The 25,113-nt window shown below is 68.0% G+C and carries 22 protein-coding genes and 1 pseudogene; 8 read left to right on the forward strand and 15 right to left on the reverse strand.

What is annotated here, in order from left to right:
• Nucleotides 1-3 precede the first annotated feature (3 nt).
• The 8 genes and pseudogenes from B3S45_RS10020 to B3S45_RS10055 all read right to left on the reverse strand — a co-directional run bounded on the left by B3S45_RS10020 (nt 4) and on the right by B3S45_RS10055 (nt 8,060).
• A complete protein-coding gene (locus B3S45_RS10020; protein ID WP_286720315.1) occupies nt 4-1,230 on the reverse strand; it encodes a hypothetical protein in 1,227 nt (408 codons plus the stop codon).
• 8 nt (nt 1,231-1,238) lie between these two features.
• Nucleotides 1,239-2,216 carry a glycosyltransferase gene (locus B3S45_RS10025; RefSeq protein ID WP_286720317.1) on the reverse strand — a complete coding sequence of 326 codons (978 nt, stop codon included), beginning with the start codon at nt 2,214-2,216 and terminating at the stop codon, nt 1,239-1,241.
• Between the two features lie 49 nt (nt 2,217-2,265).
• The gene (locus B3S45_RS10030; protein WP_286720319.1) at nt 2,266-3,450 is read right to left on the reverse strand and encodes a glycosyltransferase; all 1,185 of its coding nucleotides are present in this window, start codon (nt 3,448-3,450) and stop codon (nt 2,266-2,268) included.
• Between the two features lie 55 nt (nt 3,451-3,505).
• Nucleotides 3,506-3,593 (reverse strand): annotated as a pseudogene (locus B3S45_RS14665) (DapH/DapD/GlmU-related protein); the annotation flags it as partial.
• Nucleotides 3,594-4,000: 407 nt separating this feature from the next.
• A complete protein-coding gene (locus B3S45_RS10040) occupies nt 4,001-5,128 on the reverse strand; it encodes a glycosyltransferase (RefSeq protein WP_286720323.1) in 1,128 nt (375 codons plus the stop codon).
• Between the two features lie 145 nt (nt 5,129-5,273).
• The gene (locus B3S45_RS10045) at nt 5,274-6,344 is read right to left on the reverse strand and encodes an alpha/beta hydrolase family protein (RefSeq protein WP_286720326.1); all 1,071 of its coding nucleotides are present in this window, start codon (nt 6,342-6,344) and stop codon (nt 5,274-5,276) included.
• A gap of 53 nt (nt 6,345-6,397) precedes the next feature.
• Nucleotides 6,398-7,873 (reverse strand): polysaccharide biosynthesis tyrosine autokinase, encoded by a 1,476-nt coding sequence (locus B3S45_RS10050; protein WP_286720329.1) that lies wholly within the window; start codon nt 7,871-7,873, stop codon nt 6,398-6,400.
• Between the two features lie 46 nt (nt 7,874-7,919).
• On the reverse strand, nt 7,920-8,060 hold the full coding sequence (locus B3S45_RS10055; protein WP_286720332.1) for a hypothetical protein: 141 nt from the start codon (nt 8,058-8,060) through the stop codon (nt 7,920-7,922).
• A gap of 284 nt (nt 8,061-8,344) precedes the next feature.
• Between B3S45_RS10055 and B3S45_RS10060 the strand changes: the two genes are divergently transcribed.
• Complete coding sequence (locus B3S45_RS10060; protein ID WP_286720335.1) at nt 8,345-9,919, forward strand: hypothetical protein; 1,575 nt, start codon at nt 8,345-8,347, stop codon at nt 9,917-9,919.
• Between the two features lie 120 nt (nt 9,920-10,039).
• Complete coding sequence (locus B3S45_RS10065; protein WP_286720338.1) at nt 10,040-11,323, forward strand: hypothetical protein; 1,284 nt, start codon at nt 10,040-10,042, stop codon at nt 11,321-11,323.
• Nucleotides 11,324-11,414: 91 nt separating this feature from the next.
• On the opposite strand, the gene B3S45_RS10070 is transcribed toward B3S45_RS10065, so the two are convergent.
• From B3S45_RS10070 to B3S45_RS10090, 5 genes are all read right to left on the reverse strand, one after another.
• Nucleotides 11,415-11,576, reverse strand: a complete 162-nt coding sequence (locus B3S45_RS10070; RefSeq protein ID WP_286720340.1) for a hypothetical protein — start codon at nt 11,574-11,576, stop codon at nt 11,415-11,417.
• Nucleotides 11,577-11,738: 162 nt separating this feature from the next.
• Entirely contained in the window at nt 11,739-12,470 is a 732-nt protein-coding gene (locus B3S45_RS10075) for a hypothetical protein (protein ID WP_286720342.1), read from the reverse strand.
• Between the two features lie 567 nt (nt 12,471-13,037).
• Nucleotides 13,038-13,307: a hypothetical protein gene (locus B3S45_RS10080; protein ID WP_286720345.1), complete on the reverse strand. Its 270-nt coding sequence runs from the start codon at nt 13,305-13,307 to the stop codon at nt 13,038-13,040.
• A gap of 170 nt (nt 13,308-13,477) precedes the next feature.
• On the reverse strand, nt 13,478-14,911 hold the full coding sequence (locus B3S45_RS10085) for an HNH endonuclease signature motif containing protein (RefSeq protein WP_286720347.1): 1,434 nt from the start codon (nt 14,909-14,911) through the stop codon (nt 13,478-13,480).
• 145 nt (nt 14,912-15,056) lie between these two features.
• Nucleotides 15,057-15,791, reverse strand: coding sequence for an SDR family oxidoreductase (locus B3S45_RS10090; RefSeq protein WP_286720349.1), 735 nt, complete (start codon nt 15,789-15,791; stop codon nt 15,057-15,059).
• A 77-nt stretch (nt 15,792-15,868) separates the two neighbouring features.
• Between B3S45_RS10090 and B3S45_RS10095 the strand changes: the two genes are divergently transcribed.
• From B3S45_RS10095 to B3S45_RS10120, 6 genes are all read left to right on the forward strand, one after another.
• Entirely contained in the window at nt 15,869-16,648 is a 780-nt protein-coding gene (locus B3S45_RS10095; protein ID WP_286720352.1) for an SDR family NAD(P)-dependent oxidoreductase, read from the forward strand.
• 69 nt (nt 16,649-16,717) lie between these two features.
• On the forward strand, nt 16,718-17,470 hold the full coding sequence (locus B3S45_RS10100; protein WP_286720355.1) for a FadR/GntR family transcriptional regulator: 753 nt from the start codon (nt 16,718-16,720) through the stop codon (nt 17,468-17,470).
• Nucleotides 17,471-17,646: 176 nt separating this feature from the next.
• Nucleotides 17,647-18,978 carry an ABC transporter substrate-binding protein gene (locus tag B3S45_RS10105; protein WP_286720357.1) on the forward strand — a complete coding sequence of 444 codons (1,332 nt, stop codon included), beginning with the start codon at nt 17,647-17,649 and terminating at the stop codon, nt 18,976-18,978.
• A 50-nt stretch (nt 18,979-19,028) separates the two neighbouring features.
• A complete protein-coding gene (locus B3S45_RS10110) occupies nt 19,029-19,949 on the forward strand; it encodes a carbohydrate ABC transporter permease (protein WP_286720359.1) in 921 nt (306 codons plus the stop codon).
• Nucleotides 19,946-20,872, forward strand: coding sequence for a carbohydrate ABC transporter permease (locus tag B3S45_RS10115; RefSeq protein ID WP_286720361.1), 927 nt, complete (start codon nt 19,946-19,948; stop codon nt 20,870-20,872). The genes B3S45_RS10110 and B3S45_RS10115 overlap by 4 nt, the downstream gene beginning before the upstream one ends.
• Before the next feature lie 14 nt (nt 20,873-20,886).
• The gene (locus B3S45_RS10120) at nt 20,887-23,844 is read left to right on the forward strand and encodes a glycoside hydrolase family 2 TIM barrel-domain containing protein (protein ID WP_286720364.1); all 2,958 of its coding nucleotides are present in this window, start codon (nt 20,887-20,889) and stop codon (nt 23,842-23,844) included.
• A gap of 28 nt (nt 23,845-23,872) precedes the next feature.
• Here the strand turns inward: B3S45_RS10120 and B3S45_RS10125 are convergent, their stop codons facing one another.
• Complete coding sequence (locus B3S45_RS10125; RefSeq protein ID WP_286720366.1) at nt 23,873-24,712, reverse strand: fumarylacetoacetate hydrolase family protein; 840 nt, start codon at nt 24,710-24,712, stop codon at nt 23,873-23,875.
• The gene (locus B3S45_RS10130) at nt 24,709-25,089 is read right to left on the reverse strand and encodes a RidA family protein (RefSeq protein ID WP_286720369.1); all 381 of its coding nucleotides are present in this window, start codon (nt 25,087-25,089) and stop codon (nt 24,709-24,711) included. The genes B3S45_RS10125 and B3S45_RS10130 overlap by 4 nt, the downstream gene beginning before the upstream one ends.
• Between the last annotated feature and the right edge of the window lie 24 nt (nt 25,090-25,113).

Consider the following 25,113-nt stretch of genomic DNA (forward strand, 5'->3'; position numbering starts at 1 on the left):
CCGCTACCAGGTCCAGATGCCGGCGAGCGTGGCGTCGTCGTAGTCGGGGATGTCCTGCCGGGACATGATGTCGTTCGCGCTCCACGCCGAGATGCCCGTGTCGACGCTCCAGGCTCCGCTCTGGCTCGGCTGCTGCGAGTCGACGGGTTGGTAGCTGAGCGTGCTGTTCTCCACGACCGTGAACCCCATGCGCCCGACGGCGCCGGCGACGATGGAGTCCGTGAGGCGCACGTCGCGGCATCCGCCCGAGAAGGCGTTCGGCGTGCCCTCGTAGTCGCCGGGCTGCAAAGGGTAGATGCGCCACGGGAGCTGTTCGCCGAGGATCATGCAGTGCTCGTACTCCGCGCTCACGAGCTGGTCGTGCAGCAGCATCGCGGCGTTCGACGAGCCGTAGTCGACGCAGTCCACGCTGAGGAACGGGCCGAACTCGCCGTCGCCGGTTCCCTCCAGCTGCACCGTGTCGCAGTGCGCGTCGCTGTCGGCGGGCTTCACCGACGGTCCGAACACGCACCCGTAGCGGCTGATGTTCGTCATGGCATACGACTCGGTCGGGCGGATGCCGACGGTGTCTTCCGGGTTCTGCCGGAATCCGAGCACGAGCTCGTAGAAGGCCAGTGCATCGCCGCCTCGGGTGATGTTCGCCGATGCGAACCGACTCCAGCCGAGCTGCATGTTCGTGCACTGCGTGAGGGCGAAGCTGCCGGCGCTGACGAAGCCGAACAGGGAGAGGCGGGAGCACTGATCGAAGCGGATGCCGACGTCGGCGACCGTGATCGAGCCGAAGCCGTCTCGGGGGCAGATGAGCACGTTGCGGGTCCACTCGGGGTCGCCGAATCCGCCGAGGGCGGGGCGTGCGGATGACGTGGCACCGTCTCCCGGGAGACTTCCGGAGGCGACACGGATGACGACCCCCTCGGCCACCTGCTGCGGCGTGAGCCCCTGCAGCTGCCGGCCGATGTCCACCCAGTCGCATTCCGCCTCGAGCTCGTGCACGGCGGTGTCACCGAGCCAGGGCAGCTCTTCGGGATAGTGCGTGCCGTTCGGCCCGAAGGTCGCGGTCGTCCCCGGGCGGCTGCTGCCGCTCGGCAGCGGTGTCGGTGACGACGGGAGCGGCGTGGGCGAGACGACGACCCGCGGGTCCATCGGGGCGCACGCGGTCACGGCGGCGCCGACGGCAAGGAGCATGCCACCCCTGAGGAAGGTGCGTCGGTCGAGGTTCCCGGAATCCATCGGCCTCCTCAGCCGCCCACGCGGGCGCGGCCGGTGGGGAGCAGCGAGAACGGCGGCGGGGTCGTCACCCGCACGGAGCGCTGCGCCGCCTCGACGATGTCGTCGCGGGTCAGCGCATCCGGAAGCCGCAGGGTGGCCAGTCCGCGCCGATCGAGCTCCCGCGCCACCTGCATCTGGTGCCCGTCGATGTGCTCGTGCTGCTCGGCGCGTCGTGGCAGGAGGATCGGGTGCTTGCCTGCCTCCAGGGCGGTGAGTGCCGCCCCGACGCCGGCATGCGTGAGAACGACGTCGGCGTCTCGGATCGCGGCCTTCAGCTCCGCGTGCGGCACGCCGATGCGGGCATCGATGTCGAGTCCGGCCACATCGGCGTCGCCGGTCTGCCAGAGCACCTCGTCCATGTCGGCCACGAGCGGCGCGATCGCCTCGATCATCGCGGTGAAGGGGTATCCCTCCTGCGTTCCGACGGAGACGACGGCCCGTCGCGGCGTCCGCGGTGTCACCTCGCGGGGTCCCGGCTCGTACTCGTCGAAGATCGACCCGCGGTACTGCCACTTCTCGTCGGCCCACGCCGGGTACTGGGTGTAGGTCTTGATGCGCGGCACACGCGCGATGATCTTCCCCGTCATCGACGGTCCGTCGGCGCGCGCGGCGCTTTCGATGTAGTGGGTGGGGATGCCCCGCATCGCCGCCTGCGGCAGGAAGGCGACAGCGGGACTCGACCCGGTGCTCACCGCCTCGACGAAGTGGTGATGGCGGAAGACCGACCCCGACATCGCGACGAGCTTGGCGAAGTTCTTGCCGTCGCGCGGGGCCGTGAACGGCGCATAGATGACGCGGCGGCCCTCGAGCAGTGACTCGCTGAGCGCGTTGCGGAAGGTCACCCACACCTGGTTCTCGGGCAGGTAGCCCAGGCGTTCGGCGAATCCGGCGAGTTGGCGCAGATGGCCGCCGCCGGAACAGACGAGCAAGACGTCCCCAGTACTCATTGTGAAACCCCCAGAGTTTCGTGCCCTGACATGGTCGGAGCGGTTGTGATCAGCCGCCCAGGAGCGACAAGATCTCTCGATGTCGCGCCGTCCACGCATTGGCTGCGATGTACGACGCTCTCGCCGGTTCTTCCTGGAGCCCGATTCCCAGTGCGGGATCCAGCAGGTCGACGAAGTCGGATACGGATTCGGCCAGGAGCACTCGGTCTCCGAGACCGCGGACGGGGCGCAGGTCGGTGGCGAGCACCGGTCTGCCGGCGGCGAGGTATTCGTACACCTTGAGCGGGCTCATGGCCTCGGTCAGCGGCGTGCGCCGGTGGGCGAGAAGTGTCAGCTCCACGTTGCGGAGCACCGCCACGACCTCGTGACGGCGCACTTCACCGCGGATGTGGATGTTGGGTCGGCCGCGCAGCGAGCGGATGTACGTCGGATCGGGCACCGGGCCGATGAGCACGATGTGCAGATCGGGTCGGGCGACGGCGAGGGTCTCGAGCCCGTCGATGTCGAGGCGGGAGTCGAGGGTGCCGAGGTAGGCCGCGCGGGGGCCCGGGATGCGGGCGAGCCAGTCCGGTGCCGTCGGCTGCGCACCGAGCCATTCCCGCGGCTCGATTCCGTTGGGGACGACCCGGTGCGGCCCCGTTGGCTCGATGCGGTCGATGATCTCCTGCGAGACGGCGGCGACCGCGCGCCCGCTGGCGGCGATGCGGCGGTAGGCCTCGCGGTACGCCGGCCAGTAACGGCGTCTCGCGGGGGAGCTCAGCCAGTCGTCGCGGGCGTAGTAGAGCGCGCCGCCGGTCCAGTCGAGGTCGGTGAAGCCGCCGACGAGGGGACTGGCCGTCACGAACGCCGGCTGCTCGAGTTGGGCAGCCTCCGCCGCGCGCCGCACGATGCGCTCGTAGTCCCGGTACACCGCGGCCACGTCATCGACGTGCACCGGATCGGCGCGCGCGATGCGCATCGGGCTGACGTGCCGGAACTTGTCGGTCTCGCGCGCCCGGTGGCGGATGTCGACGAGCGCTCGCACCCAGCTGGTGATCCACGAGCGGAAGGGATCGGCGACGAGCACACGACGCACCTCGGGGCTGTCGATGAGCGTCGACACCAGGCGATCGGGCGGGCGCATCATCCCGCGCTTGTGCGCGTCGGCGTAGGACTCGTACGAGAACGTGAAGACGAAGTCGCGCGCCCGGTGGGACGTGCCGGGCTGGAGGGGAGAGGATGCGGCAAGCGTCACGGCAGACTCCTGAGGATTCGTGCGGGAGTTCCGGCGGCGACGGTGCGGTCGGGGATGTCTCGAGTGACGACGCTGTTGGCTCCGATGACACTGCCGGCACCGATGGTGACGCCGGGCATGACGACGCAGTTCTGCCCGAGCCACGCGCCTCGCTTGATTCGCACGGGGGCGACGCGGGAGAGGGGCTGGTCGCGGATGAACGCGTCGGGGTCGTCGAAGCCGTGCGAGTGGTCGGAGATGTAGCAGCCGCGCGCCATCGCGACCCCCTCTTCGATGTCGATGCGCTCCACTCCCGATATCGAGGTCTGATTCATGCGCACGCGGTCGCCGATGACGATGTTCGGTCCAGGTGCTCGCTGCTCGGGAACGATGAGCCACGACCCGGCGCCGATGAGCACGCGGTCGCCGACAGCCACGTTCGCCACACCGGACAAGCGTGTGGGGAGCAGGATGCGGGATGCGGGTCCGAAACTCGCGAAGCCGCCCGCCGCGAGCTTGCTGAAGACGAGGTCTCTGGTGCGCTGCGCCGTCAGCAGCAGGTCGAGGGCGGTCATCGCGCCGGCTCCGGATCGTCGGCGCTGCTCATCGTCTGGAACTCCTCGACGGCCGGGTCGACGGGCCGCCCGGCGAGGACGGCGTGGGTGATGGCGACCAGCCGTGCGATGTAGTCGGCCTCCCCGAGACCGCGATGGCGGGGGAGGGAGGTTTCCTCCCGGACACCCTCGCGCGTGAGCACGGCGATCGCGGCGGTGAACGCGTCGAGGTCGCCGCGGGGGACGAGCGTGCTGTGCACGCTGCCGTCGAGGTATTCGTCGATGCCTCCGGCGTCCGTGGCCACCACGGGCACACCCGCGGACAGGGCTTCGATCGCGACGGTGCAGCCGGACGCGTGCCGGTTCTCGTGCAGCGGCAGGGCGACCACGGTCGCCGAGCGGTACACCGTGCGGAGCAGGTCGGCCTGCCGAAGGCTTCGCACGGTGACGTTGGGGGCCCAGTCGAGGGCGCGCACCTCATCCGACAGGGAGATGACATCGACCGCGACGCCGGGCATCGCGCGGGCGGCACCGGCCATGAGATCCCAGTCACGATGCCGGTCGTTTCCCACGACGACGACGCGGGGCTCGGCACGTTCGGCCGGCTCTCCCGCGTCGGCGAAGTGCGTGCCGAAGGGAACGCGCAGCACCGTACGGCCGGGTGCGAGGCGGTGGGCGTCGTCGCGGTTGACGCGGCTCAGCACCACCTCGACCGCGTGCCGGCGCAGCAGGAGGCGGAAGAAGCGGGTGCGGATGCCGGACAGCTCGGGCCACAGGTCCCACAGCCAGACCGACTGCGCGATGCTCGCGGCTCGGTAGCGGCGTGGTCGCAGCAGCTTGAGGAGGGCGACGGCGAGATGCTCCCGCTCGGTGTGCGTCCACACCGCGTCGGCCCGGGCGATCGCGTCTCGGTTGCGCCACACGTGGATGAAGTCGAACCCGAGCACGCGTTTCGCGGTCATGCGCCACCACCGGGCCGTGGCGCCCTCGATGCGGTCGGTCGACCATTCCAGGTCGAAGGCCGACTCGGCGAGGTGGTATCCGTACGGCGTTCTGTCCGCGACCTCACCGCGCCGATGGCGCTCTTCCCAGGCGTTCGGATTCAGTCCGTACCGAACGATCACCGCAATGCGCGGCCGATCCATATGCGCCTCCCCACTGGCACAAGAAAGCGATGCTTCCCCAAGCAGCATCGCTGGGTTCAGCGTAGACCGCCGAGCGTCGGGGGCACCTGTTCGTCACGTGATCGTTTCATGACGGACACGTGACGGATTTCTGCCCGACCGCAGGTCAGCGCAGCACGGCGTCGAACGCTGCCACGATGATGTCGTCACCCTCGCCGCGTCGAGGCTCCAGGTGGTGATCGCCGTCGTCGAGCACCACCACCTCGGCGGTGCCTCCTGCCGTGGTCCACGCATCCGCCGTCCGCTGCGCCCACTCCGCCGGAGCGACGTCGTCGGCCGATCCGTGCAGCAGCAGCAGCGGCTCGGTCGCTCGGTCGAAGAACGTCGCCGGTGAGATGTCGGCCCAGTACTCCGGGTCCTCGGCCGGCAGGCCGATGCCCTCGGCGGCGAGTTCGTCCGCGAGGTCGGGGTCGTCTTCGGCGACCTGACCCAGGGCTTCACCGAGGTCGGATGCCGGTGCGCTCATCGCGATGACCAGGTCCGACGCGCCCGGCGAGATCACGGCCGCATCCAGAGCGAGAAGACCGCCGAGGGAATGCCCCAGCAGACCGACGGCATCGGGATCGACGCCGTCGATCTGCCCGCTTCGGGCGATCTCGAGCGCGTTCACGACATCGAGCGCCATGCCCCAGTCGAGCACCGTCGACCAGCCGAAGCCCGGATCGATGGTGAGGTTCGCTGCGGTGTCGGCCGAGTCGGATCCGGCATAGCCGCGCATGTCGGTGGCGAAGACGGCGAATCCGGCGTCGAGCAGCGCTCGCTGTTCCGGCACGAGATCGCGCCCGGTCTCGTAGTCCTCCGGGTCGACGCTGCCGTGCACCACGACGACGATCGGAACCGGTCCGTCCGCGTCGGGGATGCGGAGCACGCCGGTGACGTTCGCGCCGCCACTGTCGTATGACACCTGCACCGCGCTCTCCCCACCGACGGGCTCAGCCGGTTCACCCACGACGAGGTCGGGTGTCGAGCGCTCGCTGTCGATGAGCGTCCGCACACTGCTCGTGTCGACCGGCGGGGTCGTCGGTGCGCTGCTCAGCGTCGGCGTGGGCTCGGGTGGCGGGGTGTCCGCGCACCCGGCCAGAGTCATCACGCTCATCACCGCCCCCACGACGATCGCCCCGCGGACAGCGGTGGCGGGGAATCGCCGCGACCGGCGGCGGAGAGACGTCGGCTGCACAGGGCTGACAGTACCCCCGGGTGGACGGGGCGCCGCCGTCCGTCACATGACGTTTACACGCCGGGGCGGCGATCCGGGCGCGGTGCGGCGCCACCCACCCCACTGACGACCGTCCAGCCGTGGGGAGCTGCTGACGCGTTCTCGGGCTCGGTGCCGGTCGCCGGGGCGTAGCCGTAGTAGTCCTGCGCGCCGCGCCGCCGCGGCGTCTTGTTGAGCACGACCCCGAGCACCCGACCGTTGACGCGCGAGATGTTCTCAAGGGATTTCTCCAGCATCTCGAACGTGCTGCGCCCGGCCGAGACGACGACGAGGGCGCCGTCGGTCGAGGCGCTGAGCACGGCCGCATCGCTGACGAGCAGGGTCGGTGGGGTGTCGATGATGACCAGCCCGTGCGTGGTGAGCATCTCGACCAGCTCTCGCATGCGCTGCGAGCCGAGAACCTCGCTCGGGTTCGGCGGGATGCGCCCGGCCGGCAGCACGAGCAGGTTGCGGTCGGCGCCGACGGTGTGGGCGACATCCTGCACGCGCGCCCGGCCTGAGAGCACGTCGGTGAGGCCGGCGCCCTCCGGCAGCCCGAACAGCCCCGCGACGACGGGGCGCCGGAGATCGGCGTCGACGAAGGCGACGCGCTCGCCGGCGGCGGCGAGGCTCATCGCGAGGTTCGCCGCCGTCGTCGACTTGCCGTCACCGGGCAGGGGACTGGTCACGACGATCGAGCGCGGGGGGTTGTCGACGTCCATGAAGCGCAGGTTGGTGCGCAATTCGCGCATCGCTTCGGTGAGCGCCGTGCGGGGTGCGCGGGCGTCGGGTGTGGCGAACGAGAGCACCTCGCGGTGATTGTCGAGGTCGCGCTCGAGGGGGAGGGTGCCCACCACGGATGCGCCGGTTTCGCGCTCGATGTCGTCGGCCGATCGCACGCGGCGGTCGAGCACGCTGCGCAGCACTGCATACCCGATGCCGAGGGCGAGGCCGATGAGTCCGCCGAGGGCGACGTTGAGTTCGATGTTCGGCGACGATGGCGAGGTCGGGAGCACGGCGGAGTCGCCGGGGATGAGGGTGACGGCGGCGGACCCGGGGGTGCCGTCGCCCTCGATCTGGTCGATCGCGGCGGTCATTCCGCGGATCCAGGCCTCGGCGAGATCGCGGGCCGCCTCGGGGGACGAGGCCGTGGCGTCGACGTGGATGACGACGGTGTCGAGCGGGTTCGAGACGTCGACGCGGTGCACGAGCGATTCCGGGGCCGTCTCCAGCCCGAGCTCGTCGATCGCATACTCCGCGACGACCCGCCACGTGCCCATGTCGAGGTATGAGGTGACCTTGCTGCGGGCGAGCTGGTCGCCGACGAGCGGCGATCCACCGCCGGAACTCTGTGCGTACTCCTGTGCGGTGACGTACCCGCTGGTGCTCGCGGTGTACATGCGCGGCTGAAGGAGGCTCCACCCGAGCGCGACGGCGAGTCCGAGGATCGTCAGCAGCGCGACGCCCATCCAGTGCGCGCGCAGAATGCGCAGGTAGTCACGGAGTTCCACGAGTCCCCATTCGTGTTTTCCGGCACTCTAGCGTGCCGAACGTGACTCAGCGGGATGCGGACTCGGCCCAGTCGTCGAGCTCGCGCTCGCGGAGCGCGTCGATGTCGAGTCGTCGCACGATGCCCGTGGCGACGGCGGCGAGCACGACGAGAGTCAGCAGTACGGCGATCACGGTTCCCTTTCGCATCACGGCCTCCTTGCCGGATGGATGAGAGCGACGGTACAACGCCTTGCCGGCTGTGCCGCCCGCCCACGCGGGGTGCGAGTGGAACGGGATGGAGCAGGCACGGCCTCCAGCATACGTGGTGACGACGAGCGTCTGATCAGGCGCCGACGGCGCTGTCAATGTGAATTCCGCGTTTCACCGGGAGAATGTACCGAGATTCGGCGCAGTGTTCCTCTAGGGTTTCGCGTGCAGCACCTACATCCGACGACCGATTTGGGGCGATCGTGGAACTGTCAGGCATCGGTATGGACCGACGCACACTCTTGAAAGCCGGCGCCTGGGCGGCACCGGTCATCGTCTCGACGACGGTCGTTCCGGCGATGACGGTCTCACCCACCGTGACACCGTCCACCGCCTCGGTGGACACCGTCGGGGAGTACCCCGCGTTGCGGGTGGAGACGGTCGAGGGTGGCGCTCTTCCGGCCGGCACCTATATCTTCTCGGCAGCGGGGTTCACGCCGACCGCCGAGACCGTGCTGACCGAACCGGCTCTGCCGGGAAGCATCGAATACTCGGGCGCTGACGCGGTCATCGTGCTGGGCGATGGCAACGCCATGTCGTCCTTCACCGTGTACATCGTCACGAGTGCGCTGGGCAGCGACGTCGACCGCACCGCAACCCTCACCGCCTCGCTTCCGCTGGAGGCCGGCGGCGGCGGCGCAACCGTGGAGCTCTTCGAGCCGGCACCGCAGCTGAACGCCCCCAGCGGCTTCTTCGGTCCCGACGGCTCCCACTGGCCCACCCGCACTCCCTGGGTGCATGACGCGTTCGACTCGGTTGTCGAGGTCGACCCCGACTGGGGTCAGATCGGCGCGGCGATCGCCGCCGCGGACCCGACGAGCAAGGTCAAGGTCCTCGTGCGCCCCGGCACCTTCGCTGCCGGCGGTGGTTCGGGCTCCACGAGGGCCGGTGATCTCCACGACGTCGGTTCGGTGGGCCGCGATTGGCGCGTTCTGGTCACCCCGCGCGACGGCTGGGGTTCTGTGGCCGGCGTCGGAACGATCGCCGACGGCGCCGGCTATGCGATCGTGAACCTTGCCGGCGTCGCGATGATCGGGGTTGATTTCCGTGCGACGGGCGTGCTGGTGCGCAACTGCCGGGACTTCGCCATCGGCTGGTCCACCTTCGGCCGTCTGAACGCCACCTCCAACGCCCACGAAGGGTTGTCCGATGTGGAGATGGTGGAATGCGTGCTGCCCGACCTCACTGACAACGGCGTAGACCGGATGGCCGTGCGTGTGGCAAACGACTACTCCGCCTCCGGCGTGAGTATGCGCGGCTGTTACGTGGCACCGGCCTACAAGGTGGCAGGCTCCTCGGCGCACTGCGACACGCTTCAGACAAGCCGGTCGTCCGGTGCGGGCAACGTGAGTGGCATCAGCATCGAGGACTCGGTCCTCTTCGCGTCGAGCTCCGCGGTGGTCATGGCCGAGCACACGCAGGGAGTGTCGCTGGTGCGCAGCGCCTTCATCGGTGGCCTTCGGGGTACCGGCCGCTATCCGATCGCGGACGGTCTTCATCTCATCGAGGGTGAGAACACCCTGTGGGGGCAACCGGCCTCCCAGGGAGACCTCGTGACAGGTGTGACGGCGAGCGAGGGTCTGGTTCTCGGTTCCATCCGCCAGTCATGGCAGTTTGACAGCGTGACCGACACCGTCACGACCGACGTGACTCCGCCGGCGCCGTCAACCGGCTCGTTCGTCGTCGATAACGCGACGTACGGCGATCAGGACGTTGTCCTCGGCCAGGAGTGGTACGAAGCGAACTGCCCGATGCCCGACGCGGCGCGTCTCTTGCAGATCTGGTCCGCACTGGTCTGATCTGGCTCGATCGGCGGCCCTCGGGCGCGTTCGCGCAAAACTTCCTTGTCCCACCAGCCCCACTGGTGTACTCCTTTTCCCAACAGTGTTCGACGACGAGTTGGGGCGATCGTGGAATCGATGAAGAGTGAATGGGGTCGGCGCGACGTTTTCCGCGCCGCAATGCTGGCCGTGCCGGCCTTCGCCGTCGCGCAGACGATGATGCCGGGTCGCGCGAGCGCGACGACGATCGATCCGTCGTGTGAGGTGCCGGCGGATCCCGTGCCGACACCCGCGCCGGAGGCGCCGGCTTCGGCGACGGGCGCTTACGGCCCGGCCGGATCGCACTGGCCGGCGCGCACGCCTGAGCCAGGCGACGCCTTCGACCTCGTCGTCGAGGTGGAGCCGAACTGGTGGACCATCCAGAACGCCATCGCCGACGCCATCCAGCAGCAGCCGCAGGGCAAGATCAAGATCGCGGTGAAGCCGGGAGTGTTCGATTACGGCTACGGTGCGGGCTCGACCGACTACGGCGTGCTTCACGGCATCAACGCGGGCGGGCGCACGTGGCGCGTGCTGGTCGTGCCGCGCGACGGCTGGGGCACGGTCACCGCCAGCGGCACGATCGCGCAGGCATCCAGTCGTGGCTATGCGTTCGTGAGCGTCTCGGGAATCTCGGTCGTGGGCTTCGACTTCAGCGGTCAAGCGGTGCTCGTGCGCGACGCACAGGACTTCGCGCTGGCATGGTCGACGGTCGGTCAGCTGAACATCACCGCCAACAACGCGAACACGAGCGGGGTCGAGTTCGTCGAGTGCGTGCTGCCGAATCAGGTCGATGACGACACGGATCGCATGGCGTTCCGCATCGCGAACAACTACTCGATCGACGGTGTTTCGCTCCTCGGATGCTACGTCGCGCCGGCCTACAAGGCGGCGGGATCGAGCTCGCACTGCGACACGTTCCAGGCGAGCCGATCAAGCGGGAGCGGCGGGATCCGCAACCTTCGTTTCGAGGACAGTGTCTTCTTTCAATCCAGTTCGCAGGTGCTCATGATGGAGCGCACGAGCGGGGTGAGCCTCGCACACTCCGCCTTCATCGGTGGTCTCCGCGGTACGGGGCGTTACCCGATCGGTGCCGGGCGGCATGTGATGACGGCGCAGAACACGCTGTGGGGCAAGACGACGGATCCGGTCACCAATGCGACGGCATCGGATAGCTTCATTGCGGGTTCGATTCGCGGATGGAACTTCGCGAGCGCATCGAACACGGTGGTCTCGCACACCCCGCCGACGCCGGCTTCGGGCGAGTTCACAGTCGACGACGCGTATGCGGCCGCAGATCAGCCGTTGCCGCAGGGCTGGTACGACGCGAATTGCCCGATGCCCGACGCGGCACGACTCGCCACGATCTGGGCGGCTCTCTGACGAGAACACGAGACCCCCGGAATGATCCGGGGGTCTCGCGCGTGGGCACCGTGTTGGGACGGAACCACGGCTCGGCGGAGCGACGTCGCCGTCAGCTCGGAATGTTCAGGACGGTGTAGCCGACAAGGGCGGCCACGACCGGCACGATCACGATCATCGCCCACACCGGCAGGCCACCGACCTCCTGGCGCCACCACGGCGTCAGTGGTCGGGACTGCCGCGGCGCATACAGCGTGCGTCGGCGAGCGTTCATGATCCCCCCAGATTGGTGAACGTTCCAGCGTGGCGGCTCAGAGCACCCGCGCCTTCGAGGCTAGCCAGCGGGTGCGCCGTCGGTCGATGCCGAACGGACGCACCGGGGATTCCTCGACGTTCGCTGTGCTATTCCTGCGCCAAGCGCGATGGATACCGGGCGTCAAGCCCGCCGATGACGACGCAGCCACACTCCGGTGCCGACAGCCGCGGCACCGAGCGCTCCGAGCCCGAGGGTCCATCCGATCACGCCGCCCGTCGCCGGGAGCTGCCCGGTGGCTGCCGCCGGAGTTGCTGTCGGGTCGGGTGTCGGTGTGTCCGTCGGCGATCCCGTCGGCGACGGGGAGGGCGTGACGGTGGGCGTCGGCGACGGGGTCACCGTCGGCGTCGGTGACGGGGTGACCGTCGGCGTCGGCGTGGGCGTCGGCGTAATGGTCGGCGTCGGAGTGGGCGTCGGCGTTGGGCCGTCGCATCCGATGACGGTGACGCGCGGATCCGCGGTGGTCATCTCGCCGGTCGTCCAGTCGGGCTCTCGGTCGCCGTCTTCGTGGAAGCCCCAGGCGATGGCCGTCGCGCTGGCCGCGAGTTCGCACGTGCACCCGGGAATCTCGTGGTAGTAGGTGCGGCTCTCGCCCGCGTCGTACTTCGTGGGACCCCACCGCTTCACGGTGCTGCCGTACGACAGCTCGGCGACCCCCCATGCGGTGACGGACGACAGATTCTGCGAGACGATCGTCGCGGTCGGTGTGTCCTTGTCTGTGAAGTCCAGCACCACCGACACCGAGCCGGAGAGGCTGTCTGCGTTGGCCGCTGTGATGGACCAGGTGCTGATCCCGCCGATCACCAGCGCTCCCGCGATCCCAGCCGACAGCAGACGCCGTTGTTTCGTCTTCATGAGTCCCCAACCTCGTATGACGCGGACAACATCACTGCCCGATGCTCCCCCAATGAATGCACCGAACTCCGCTGCCCAACTCTGGAACGTTATCGGTCACGCGACCTCGTCGGGTTACCGCCGCGTTTCCAACGAATTAAGGAGGCGGCGGGCCGGCCGGTCGCGCGCACCAACTCAGGCTGGACGATGTCCGCGCGCCCTGGACTCGGGCCTCCACCCGCGTCTGGACCCCTCCAGCCTGAGTCAGGAAGCGGGGTGTGGTTGCAGGGGGTCGGCGCGAGGAGCCGGCTTCCCAACGGCATTGAATCAACCGGCGGCGTGACGTCACCTCACCGACGTCACCACCGGTCGCGTGCACCAACTCAGGCTGGGGGTGCCTGAGGCCGGTCTCCTCGGGCCTCCCGCCTGATTTGACCCGCTCCAGCCTGAGTTAGGGCTCGGCGGAAGCACGTGGGCGCGGGCACGTGCGCGCGGGCCCGGGAGATCGGTCGAGCCCGAGACGCGTGGTTGCCCGCGGGGGAGCGGGACGCCCGGCGGAGTGGGACCGCCGGGCAGAGGGGCCAGACGTCAGCCGGGAAGAGGCTCGACGAGATCGATCGTGTCGCGCAGCGGTGCGATGGGGATGCGAAGCACGACGGCGAACGCGATGATCGATGCGGCCGCATAGGCGATGTAGAGCGTCGGGATGCTGTGTTCGGCGCCGGTCACCGTGCTGCGGCTCAACTGTTCGACCACGACGCCCGAGAGGGCGACCCCGACAGCACCCCCGAGCGTCTGGCCGAAGATCACCAGTCCCCCGGCGGCCGGCGTCAACCGCTGCGCGGCCGCGTTCTGCACGATGAGGATGAGGTTCGGATGAACGGTCGCCGTGCCGGAGCCGACGAACGGGCTCTCGCGGGGGCTGCATGCGCCCCTGGCGTGAGCCGCCGCCCGCGCGGTCGCGCGGGCGGGCGGCCCGTTACTGCCGCGGATGCCTCGGCGGAGACCGGCGAGGTCGGACGGGTTGCCTAGAAGGGCGCGGCGGACGCTTCTGCCGTGGGTGGGTCGGCGTCTCCGGGCCCGCCGACCCCGTCGGGCATGAACATGACCCGTGGTGGTGGGTCGTCAACGTATTCCAGGCCGGAGGGTGCGGTGAAGTGCAGTCTTCCCCCGGGCATCTGGACGACGGTCCATCCGGCGGCTTGTTTCAACGCATGGTGGCTTTCGCAGAACGCGCCCATGTTCTCGACGTCGGTCTTACCGCCAAGAGCCCAGTCTTCGCGATGGTCGATGTCGCAGTCCATCGCGGGTCTGCGGCACCCAGGGAACCGGCATCGGATATCCCGCGCCACCAGATACCTCCGCTGAGCCGGTGTGGCGAAGCGTCGGTCGACGGCGAGGACGACACCGGTGATCGGGTCGAGGAACACTCGGTCGAAGTCGGGGGCGTTGCCGGCGAGGATCTTCGCCGTCTCCGGGTCCACCGCGCATTTGCCGTTCAGCTGCGCTCCGCCCAAGGTCGTTCCCGCGAGTGTCGTGGCGGGGACGGTGACCTGCACATGCCCGCGGATCGCGCCCAGCCCGCCCTCGATAGCGTCGCCGGTCGGGTCGACCGAGGGTGATGCGGTGAGCAGCATGTCCAGCAGCACATCGGTGCGGATCTGATTCAGCGACCGCTCATCAAACCACAGGTCCTCTTGGACCGGCGCCTCACCCTCGACGGTGGGCGCGGTGTCGTCATCGCACGGAATCTCGGGAGCGGCTCCGCAAGCGCCTTCCCGCTCGGCGGCTTCGCGTCGTGCTGCGCGGTCCGCGGCTTTGATCGCCTTCCCTTGTCGGGTCAGTCGGTCGTAGGCCCCGTGCACCTCCACGCTCGGCCCGATCACTCCGAGCATCGACATGCCGTCTCGAAGATCATCGACCCAGATGCGCTGATCGAGCACCGCCCTGTCGTGACGTTCCTGCATGCTCTTTGGGTTGAGGTTCTCCGCGACCTGCTCCGCATACGACCGAACCCGTGCGGGGGAGGTCGTCTCGGCGTAGGCGAGCACGTCGTTCTCGAAGGCGCCTCGCGCGGCGCGCTCGTCGAGTTCACGGCCGGTGTCGACGATCACGGAGGTGTGGGCTCGGGAGATGCGGCCCTCGTGCAGCGCATTCCAGGAGTCGGGAAAGTCGTTCACGAGGCGGTGCGCGTCGTAGAGGTGCGTCTGCATCGTGCGGTCGTTCATCCTGGAGGCGACCGCGAGCTCTGCGGCCATCGCGCGTAGCGGCATCTCACGCTCCCTCGCCGAGGCCGAGCGCAGGCGTTCCGTCTGCTCGACGGTGAACGCGTAGGCCTCGGCCAGGATCGCGGAGGTCTTCGCCGCTGCGGCGGCCTCCTCGGCCCGAGCCACCGTCAGGCGGTGAACGAAGGACGCGGTGCGCTCCGCGGTCTCGGATGACTCGTTGCCAGGAGAGAACATACTGATGCCCACCTCGTCTGCGGCTGGACGAGACGGCGCGCTCGTCCAGTGGTACGACGACAATGGGCACTTTGTCGTTATCGCTCAGTGTAGTACAAAGATTCGATACTCGTCAAGGGCAAGAGCTCAAGCTGTCGCCCGAGGCTCACCCCCGCTTCTTGACGGGCGTCACCACCAACTCGTTCACGCACACCGTGGCGGGGCTTTCAATGACGAAGGCGACGGAGGCGGCGACGTCGTCGGGGCTGAGCATCGACTGGCGTGCGACGGCATCGGGCACTGACGGACGCATCGACAGGAAGTCGCTGTCGACGTCGCCCGGGCAGAGGTTGCAGGCGCGCACGCCGTGCGCGTTCTCCTGTGCGTTGAGCGTCTCGCTGAGTGAGGACAGGGCCGTCTTGCTCGCGCTGTAGGCGACGCCCGCGTCGGGGGAGAACCGCCACCCCGAGTAAGAGGAGATGAACACGATCGTGCCTTCGCCTCGTTCCCGCATACCGGGCAGCACGGCCTGCACCGCGCCTACGGGGCCGAGGAGATTTGTGGCGACGATGGCGTTGACGCTCTCCAGCGACTGGTCTCGCCAGGAGCGTTGCGGATCGTTGAGGCCTGCCGACAGTACGAGGTCGGTCACCGTGCCGAGCTCAGCCACGATGTGGTCGTGGCACGCGGCGATGGAAGCGGTGTCGGTGACGTCGAGCGGAGCGGCGACGGCGGTCCCGCCCTCGCTCCTGATCTCGCGCGCGACCCCATCCAGCGCGTCCTCGCGCCGGCCCGACAGGGCCACCGCGAAGCCCGATCGCGCGAGCCGCCGCGCGCTCGCGCGCCCCATCCCGCTACCTGCTCCCGTGATCCACGCGACGCGGGTGATCTGATCCGCCATCGTGCCTCCTTTAAAAAGATTACGTTTCATCTCAAACACTACATAAGGTATGTTTACTCCGACGAAAAGGGGTATCGATGCAGATCGCACTCGACGGCAGAGTGGTCGTCGTCACCGGAGCCGCGCGGGGTATCGGCCGCGTCATCGCCGAGACGTTCGCGAGCGAGGGAGCCGTGACGATCGGGCTCGACCTGTCCGTTCCCGACGACGGGGGCGACCAGATCCACTGGCGGTCTGTCGACGTCACGCAGCTGGATGCGGTGACGGAGGCCGTCGAGGACATCATCATTCGGCACGGGCGGGTGGATGTGCTGGTGAACAACGCCGGCATCAATGCCGAAGGCGACGTCGATGCCATTGATCCGGCGCTGTGGGACCGCGCGTTCGAGGTGAATACACGCGGCACCTTCAACACGTGCCGCGCTGTCATCCCGCACATGAAGGGGCAGTCGTCGGGTCGCATCATCAACGCCGCCTCGTTCGCCGCGATCGTGCCGAGCGTCGGGGCAGCCGCATACGGGGCCTCGAAAGCGGCGGTCGTGCAGTTCTCCCGCACGCTCGCCAGCGAGCTCGGACCGTGGGGCATCACCGTCAACTCCTATGCGCCCGGGATGATCCCCACCGACATGAACGGCTTCGCCGAGATGTCGGCCGAGGCTCAGGCTGAGCGGCTCAGTACGCTGAGCCTCCGGCGCTGGGGGACGGCGGAGGATGTCGCTCACCTGCTGTGCTTCCTCGCGAGCGATCTCGCTTCGTACATCACCGGCACTCTCGTCGACGTGAGCGGCGGCAAGCTCGCCACCCAGGCGCCGTCGATGGCGTATGACCGACCGGGTGCGCCGCTGCTCGTCGGCTGAGCATTGACACCGCCGAGGCGTCCATTCGTATGATCTCAACGGCTGGCCAGGCTGATAACCTCAGCTTTCATGACTGCCTCGCATCCCACGGAAGGCCTCTCTTCCCTCGCCGGCCTGCACTCGAAGGTTCTGGATGAACTCGGCGCTGCGATCTGTGCGGGAGAGCTTCCCGCCGGATCCGTCCTGACGCTCGATGACGTCGAGTCGACCTACGGCATCTCACGTTCCGTGGCGCGCGAGACCGTTCGCGTGCTGCAGTCGATGGGGCTGGCGGTCTCGCGCCGGCGCGTCGGGGTGGTCGTGCTGCCGGACACGGAGTGGAATCTCTACGACCCGCAGATCATCCGCTGGCGTCTTGCCTCGCCCGACCGTGCTGCGCAGCTGGCTGCCCTCGTCGAACTGCGTGCCGCAGTCGAGCCCGAAGCGGCTCGACTGGCCGCCCAGCGCGCGACGTCGGCGGAGATCAGCGATCTCATCGCTCTGGCGGGAAAGCTGTGGGCTGCGGGCGAGGAGGGTGACGGCGAGGCATTCCTGGCGCTTGATGTGCAATTTCATGCTCGCGTGCTGCTGCTCTCGCGCAACGCGATGTTCGCGCGGCTGGACTCCCTCATCGCGCAGATTCTCGTGAGCCGCACCGAGCACGGCCTCGTGCCATCGGAGCCCGACGTCGTGGCGCTGCAACGGCACGTAGACGTCGCGGGCGCCATCCAGCGACGAGACGGTGACGCCGCGCACGATCTGATGCGATCGATCCTCCTGCAGACGATCGATGAGATAGACACGATCTCTGATCAAGGGGATCCGATTTCAAGCTGGCATTGATAAAAAGATTACGTTTAGACCGATGTGCGTGATAACGTAAATTTACGCCATAGCGGTCGTCGGCGGCAGCCCTCTCCGAGCTCCGTCTCCCCTTCTCGGGGCGACCGGGCTCCGGATCGAAGTCGATCCGCAAACTCTGAGAGAGGAAGTCAATGAACGCTGTGCGAAGAGGCCGAGTGATCAAAGCAGCCGCGCTGGCCGGTACTGCCGCAGTCGTGCTCGCGGGATGCTCCACGCCCGGCGGGTCTCCGTCCGCGAACCAGGACGAGATCACACAGGAGCAGATCGACGAGGCGATGAGCACCCCGACGACGATCGACTTCTGGTCGTGGGTGCCCGACATCCAGAACGAGATCGACCTGTTCGAGGAGAAGTATCCCGACATCACCGTTCAGCTGTCGAACCAGGGCGGCGCGACGGCGCAGTACCAGAAGCTGCGCGCGGCGGTGCAGTCGGGCGAGGTGCCCGATGTGGTGCAGATCGAGTACTCGTTCCTGCCGTCCTTCACCATCACCGACAGCGTGCTGGATCTCACCCCCTACGGCGCGGCTGACCTGGAAGACGAGTACGTGCCGAGCACGTGGGGCCAGGTCGCCTACGACGACGCCGTCTGGGGTCTGCCGCAGGACGCCGGGCCCACCGGGCAGCTCTACCGCACCGACATCTTCGACGAGGCCGGAGTCGAGGTGCCCACGACGTGGGACGAGTACGAGCAGGCCGCGATGGCGATCAAGGAGCAGACCGGGTCCTACATCACCGATCTGCCGGGCAACAGCTTCTCGCCCATCCTCGCCCTCTTCTGGCAGGCCGGCGCGCAGCCGTTCGCCTTCGACGGTGACGAGACCGTCACGATCGACCTCGACAGCGACGAGGTCATGCAGGTCATCGACTTCTGGGGCGGCCTCATCGAGCGCGACCTGGTCGACACTGCACCCCAGCTCGACGACAACTGGTACCAGAGCATGTCCAACGGCACGTATGCCAGCTGGCTGGCGGCCGCGTGGGGTCCGGTGTTCCTGCAGGGTACGGCGGCGAACACCAGCGGACTGTGGCGGGCCACCGAGATGCCGCAGTGGGATGCCTCGGCGCCGGCATCGGGCAACCAGGGCGGATCGGCGATGGCCGTCACCACGGATTCGGATGCGGCGATCGCCTCGGCGGAGTTCGTGAAGTTCCTCAACGCCGACCCGGAGTCGACGGTCATGCTCGCCACCGAACAGTTCCTCTTCCCGGCCTCGGTCGAGGTGCAGGAGATGCCGGAGTTCCGTGATCAGGAGCTGGAGTTCTACGGTGGCCAGGAGGTCAACGCTCTCTTCGCCGACATCTCGGCGACCGTCGACCCGTCGTGGCAGTGGCTTCCCTACAACGACTTCGCCAGCGCCAGCTTCAAAGAGACCCTCGGCGCGGCGATCACCGAGAAGGGCGATCTGGTCAGCGCTCTGCACGCCTGGGAGGACGAACTCGTCGAGTACGGCGAGTCGCAGGGCTTCACGGTCGTCACGGACTGAGACCGATGGGGGCGGCGCATGCCGCCCCCATCCACCGAGAGGAGAGACCGATGACCGGTCTGGCAATCGCATCGCGGCGGGGTCTCACCGACCGACAGCGGCGGAACGTCTGGGCGTACCTGTTCATCGCTCCGTTCCTGCTGCTGTTCGTGACGATGCTGCTCGTACCGCTGCTGTATGCCGGCTACCTGAGCTTGTTCCGCGTGCAGCTGATCGGGGGCGACGCGTTCGTCGGCCTCGAGAACTACGCGCGAGCGATGACGGATCCGCGATTCCTCGGCGGACTCGGCCGCATGGCGCTGTTCCTGGTCATCCAGGTGCCGATCATGCTCGGTCTCGCGTTGTTTTTCGCCCTCGCCCTGGACAGCGCTCGGGTTCGGGGCGGCAAGTTCGCGCGCCTGGCGATCTTCATCCCCTACGCCGTGCCCGGCGTGGTCGCCACCCTCATGTGGGGATACCTGTACGGCGACAATTTCGGACCGATCGCGCAGGTGATGCGGGCCTTGGGGCTCGGGTCGCCGCAGTTCCTGTCGCCCGACAACATCCTCGGCTCGATCATGAACATCGTCACGTGGCAGTTCGTCGGCTACAACATGGTCATCATGTACGCCGCGCTGCGGGCAATCCCCGCGGAGCAGTACGAGGCGGCTCGTATCGATGGGGCCGGCCAGTTCCGCATCGCGTGGAGCATCAAGATCCCTTCGATCCGCTCGGCGCTGGTGCTCACCGGCATCTTCTCGGTGATCGGGTCGTTCCAGCTGTTCAGCGAGCCGAAGCTGCTGTACGAGATCGCCCCGAACGCGATCGGGTCGTCGTTCTCCCCGAACCTCTATGCCTACAACCTGGCGTTCACCAACCAGGACATTAACTACGCCGCGGCCATCGCCTTCCTGCTGGGATTCATCATCATGATCGTCTCCTACGTGTTCCAGCTGTCCACCGCGCGTCGTGAGAAGGGAGCCCGGCGATGACCACGACCATGACTCGGGCGGTCACCACCGCCGACGCCCCGCGGTCGGCCCGCCGCCGTGGCACCGGGATGCCTCCCGGTGAGGGGCGCAGCACGGTGCTGACCGTGGTGATGTGGTTGTGCGCGGGGTACTTCCTCATTCCGCTGTTCTGGCTGATCATCGCGTCGACCAAGGACAACACCGGCCTGTTCACCAGCTTCGGTCTGTGGTTCGCCGACGAGAACCACTTCATCGACAACCTCGTCCAACTGTTCACCTTGCGCGACGGTGTCTTCGGCGTGTGGATCTGGAACACCGTGCTGTACGCGGTGGTCAGCGGCGTCGGCGCGGCGTTGCTGTCGGCGGCTGCCGGCTACGCCTTCGCCAAGTACGACTTCCCGGCGAAGAAGTTCCTCTTCGCGGTCGTGCTCGGCGCGATCATGGTGCCGATGACCGCCCTCGCGATCCCGACGTATCTGCTGTTCGCCGGAGCAGGCCTCACCAACACCGTGTGGGCCATCATCCTGCCCTCGCTGGTGAGCCCGTTCGGGGTGTACCTGATGCGCATCTACGCCGAGGAGTCGATCCCCGACACGCTGCTCGAAGCTGCCCGCATCGACGGGGCCGGCGAGTTCCGCATCTTCTGGCAGATCGCCCTGCGCATCATGGTCCCCGGCCTCGTCACGGTGCTGCTGTTCGCACTCGTGGCGACGTGGAACAACTACTTCCTTCCGCTGATCATGCTCTCCGACCCGACGCTGTTCCCGCTCACACTCGGGCTCGCGCAGCTGCAGGCCGCGAGCGAGGCGGGCGGCGGTGCGTCGGCGCAGTTCTCCACCGTGATCACGGGGTCGCTGGTGTCGATCGTGCCGCTGGTGATCGTCTTCCTCTATCTGCAGAAGTACTGGCAGTCGGGCCTCACGACCGGGGGTGTCAAGGAATGAACCGCCTCAGCGCAATGAACGATCGCGTCGCTGCCGACCTCGCCGCCGATGACCGCAGCCGTGGGCTCGTCCATGCTCCGGTGGCGATGGATCGTCCGTTCCGTTACTTCGAGGAGCTGTTCCCGCTGCGTGGCGCCATCCTGCCGCGTGCCGATGCGGTCTCGGATGCGCCTGAGCTCTCGCTCGACGGCACGTGGGAGTTCCGGCTGAGCGACACGGCGGATGCGGCCGTCGACTTCATCGGGGACGCCGCACCCACGGGTGAGTCGTGGGGCAGCATTCCCGTGCCCGCGCATTGGCAGCTGCAGGGCCATGGCGCGCCGGCGTACACGAACCGGCGCTACCCGTTCCCGGTCGATCCGCCGTATGTGCCGCATGAGAACCCGACGGGGGATTACCGACGCACGTTCCGCGTGCCGGCGGACTGGCAGGTCGAGCGCGTGCTGCTGCGTTTCGACGGCGTCGACTCGCTCGCCAAGATCTGGCTGAACGGCACCGAGGTGGGGGTGATCTCGGGCAGTCGCCTCCGTAGCGAATTCGACGTCACCGATCTGCTGCGGCGGGATGCGGAGAACGTGCTGGCGGTGCGGGTTCACCAGTGGTCGTCGGGCAGCTACCTCGAGGATCAGGACATGTGGTGGCTGTCGGGCATCTTCCGTAGCGTCACCCTTCTCGGGCGACCCGCTGCGGCGATTCACGATCATTTCGTGCACGCCGACTACGACACCCTTCGGGGCGAGGGGGTGCTTCGCGTGGAGTCCTCGACTCCCGCGCGAGTGATCATCCCCGAGCTCGACGTCGACACCGCATCCGGCGCCGAGGTGCGGATCCCGGTGCAGCCGTGGTCGGCCGACGAACCGCGGCTGTACGACGGCGAGCTCGTCAGCGACGGCGAACGGGTGCAGCTCAGGATCGGCTTCCGTCGGGTGGAGGTCGTCGACGGCGTGCTGCTCGCCAATGGTCGTCCCCTGCTGTTCCGTGGGACGAACCGGCACGACTTCGACCCCGACACCGGTCGCACCGTCTCGATGGAGCGCATGCGGCACGACGTCGAGATGATGAAGCGCCACAACATCAACGCCGTGCGCACCAGCCACTACCCGCCTCAGGCGGCATTCCTGCGGCTGTGCGACGAACTGGGCCTCTGGGTCATCGACGAGTGCGACTTCGAGACACACGGCTTCTTTCCGGTGGACTGGTTCCACAAGCTGGCCGGGAACCCCGCCGAAGACGTGCGGTGGCGGGATGCGCTGGTCGATCGTATGCAGCGGCTCGTGGAACGAGACAAGAACCACCCGAGCGTCGTGATGTGGTCGCTGGGCAACGAGTGCGGAACCGGTGAGAACCTCGGCGCGATGGCGCGATGGGCGAAGGAACGCGACCCGTCTCGCCTGCTGCACTACGAGCGCGACTGGTCGTGCGAACACGTCGACGTCTATAGCCGCATGTACACCACGCATCGCGATCTCGAGCTGATCGGGCAGCGTCAGGAGCCCCCGTTCCCCGATGCGGACCTCGATGCGCGGCGCCGGGCCATGCCGTTTCTGTTGTGCGAATACGTGCACTCGATGGGCAACGGCCCCGGTGGCCTCGCGGAGTACCAGGAGATCTTCGAGCGGTATCCGCGTATCGCGGGTGGCTTCACGTGGGAGTGGTTCGATCACGGTCTACGGCAGGTGACAGCCGCCGGTGAGACGTTCTTCGCCTATGGCGGCGACTTCGGTGAAGACCGGCATGACGGCAACTTCATCGCCGACGGAATCGTATTCCCGGACGGCACGCCGAGCCCAGGGCTGCACGAGCTGAAGAAGGTGTTCGAGCCGGTGCGCATCACCGTCTCGTCCGGCGAGGTCGTGGTGCGAAATCACTACGACGCCACCGATCTGTCGCATCTAGCGTTTCGGTGGTCGGTCGCCGACGACGGTGTCGAGGTGGCAGCCGGCGATCTCCCCCTGCCGCACACGCCTGCCGGAGAGAGCGCGCGTCTGCCGTTGGCTCTGGATGTGCCGGACCACGATCCCGCCACGGAGCGCGTGTTGACGGTGCGGGCGGTGCTCCGCGAACCGACCGCCTGGGCACGTGCGGGACATGAGGTGGCGTGGGGTCAGTCTGTGGTCACCGAGCGCGCGCAGCCGGTCGCCCGTCTGATCAGCCCGGTGCCGCACGGCGAGCAGGTAACCGTCGGCTCCGCGATCCTGGATGACACCGACGGTGGGCTGCTGTCGTTGGCCGGCATCGAGGTCGACGCACCGCGGTTCGACACCTGGCGCGCCGTGATCGACAACGATCGCGACTTCTCGTGGGAGCCTCACGAAACCCGCTGGCGAGAGATCGGCCTCGATCTGCCGCGCTACCGTGCCGGAGCGATCGAGGTGGGCGCTGAAGCCGTGGTGGTGCCGGGACGACTCGGATTCGACGGCAGCGACTTGGCCTTCGACACACGGCTTACCTGGTCAGCCGATGAAGCGGCGGTGAGCCTGCGGGTTCAGGCCCAGCCGCTCGGTGACTGGGATGTGCCGTTGCCACGCTTCGGGTTGCGCATGAGTCTGCCTGCGGCATTCTGCGACGTGGAATGGTACGGACCCGGTCCGGAGGAGTCGTACGCAGACAGCTCACGTGCCGCGCGGCTCGGTCGCTGGTGCCGTACGGTCGAGGAGATGCAGACGCCGTACCTGATGCCGCAGGAGAACGGGAACCGACGGCACGCCAGGTGGCTGCGCGTCGCGTCTCCGGAATCGGTGCTCACGATCACTGGCGATCCGCATGTCGACTTCACCGCGCGTCGATGGACCACCGAAGACCTCGCCGCCGCAACGCACCCCAACGAACTTCGTGCATCGGACCGTGTGTGGCTGAACCTCGACGCGGGGCAGACCGGTCTCGGCTCGGGTTCGTGCGGCCCCGGTGCGCTGCCGGCCCAGCGCCTCCTGCCAAGGAGTTTTGATTACACGCTGACTTTCATGGTCGAGTGAGGACTGCGATCGTGTGATGCGGTGAGGTTCATACGCACACCTGTTCGATAGCTCCGATTCCGGTGATCGACGCGCGGACCGTTTCCCCGCGGCGGAGGTAGCGGCGCGGAGACATGCCGAATCCGACCCCCGGCGGCGTGCCGGTGAAGATCAGGTCACCCGGCATGAGAGTCACCACCGCGGACAGGCGGGCGATGAGGTCGGGAACCGAGAAGATCAGATCGCTCAGAGGCGCCGACTGCATCACTTCGCCGTCGACCGTGCATTCGAGCACGGTCTCTTCGGGGGTGGGCATCTCATCGGGTGAGACCAGCACGGGACCCAAAGGTGCGAAGCCGGGGAACGACTTGCCCAGCGAGAACTGCGCCGGCGCACCGAGGAACTGCACCTCACGGTCTGAGTAGTCCTGACCGACGGTGAAGCCGGCGACGTGGTCAAAGGCGTCCTCGGCCGCGATGTCACGACCGCCGACCCCGATGACGGCTACCAGCTCGACCTCCCAGTCGACGCTGTCGCCGCTGAGGGGAAGGTCCTCGTAGGGGCGCGAGATCGACGACGCGAACTTGGTGAAGACGATCGGTGCCTCGGGAACGACGAAACCCGACTCGGCGGCGTGGGCGACGTAGTTGAGGCCGACGGCGAGGATCTGCGCGGGGCGCGACGAGACCGGCCCCAGAGAAGAGGATGCCGGCAGCGGTGCGGCTGCTGCGGCCGACGGGTAGCCCTTCGCCCACTGGCGGAATGCCGCCCACTCCTCGTAGAGCCGCGTCACGTCGGAGGGGAACCGTCCCTCACTCTCGTGTTCGACGTCGACCGGCCCCGCATCCGTGAGCAGGGTCGCACGTTCGTCGACGACGGCGAGCCTCATGCGTCGGTCGGCAGCGCGACGATTGCGTCGATCTCGACGTCGAACCCGCGCAGTGCGGCTTCGATCGTCGTGCGGGCGGGAAGCGGTGCGGTGAGGTACTCCGCGGCGACGGCGTTGAACTCGGCGAAGTCGTCGAGCGAGCGCAGGTAGACGCCGTAGCGGACCGCGTTCTGGAGGCTGCTGCCCGCGGCCTGCGCGACCGTCTCGAGGTTCTCGAAGGTGCGTCGCACCTGGTCGGCGAAGGTCTCGGCGACGCGGTTGCCGTTCTCGTCGAACGGTCCCTGTCCCGATAGGAAGACGAGGCCGCCGACGGCGAGCCCCTGCGAATAGGGGCCGGCGGGCGGTGGGGCGTCGGTGGTCGAGACGGAACTGATCATGGTTCTCCTTCGTCGGGGTCGGAT

The organism is Microbacterium sp. UBA1612 (assembly GCF_002321605.1).
Taxonomy (GTDB): domain Bacteria; phylum Actinomycetota; class Actinomycetes; order Actinomycetales; family Microbacteriaceae; genus Microbacterium; species Microbacterium luteum.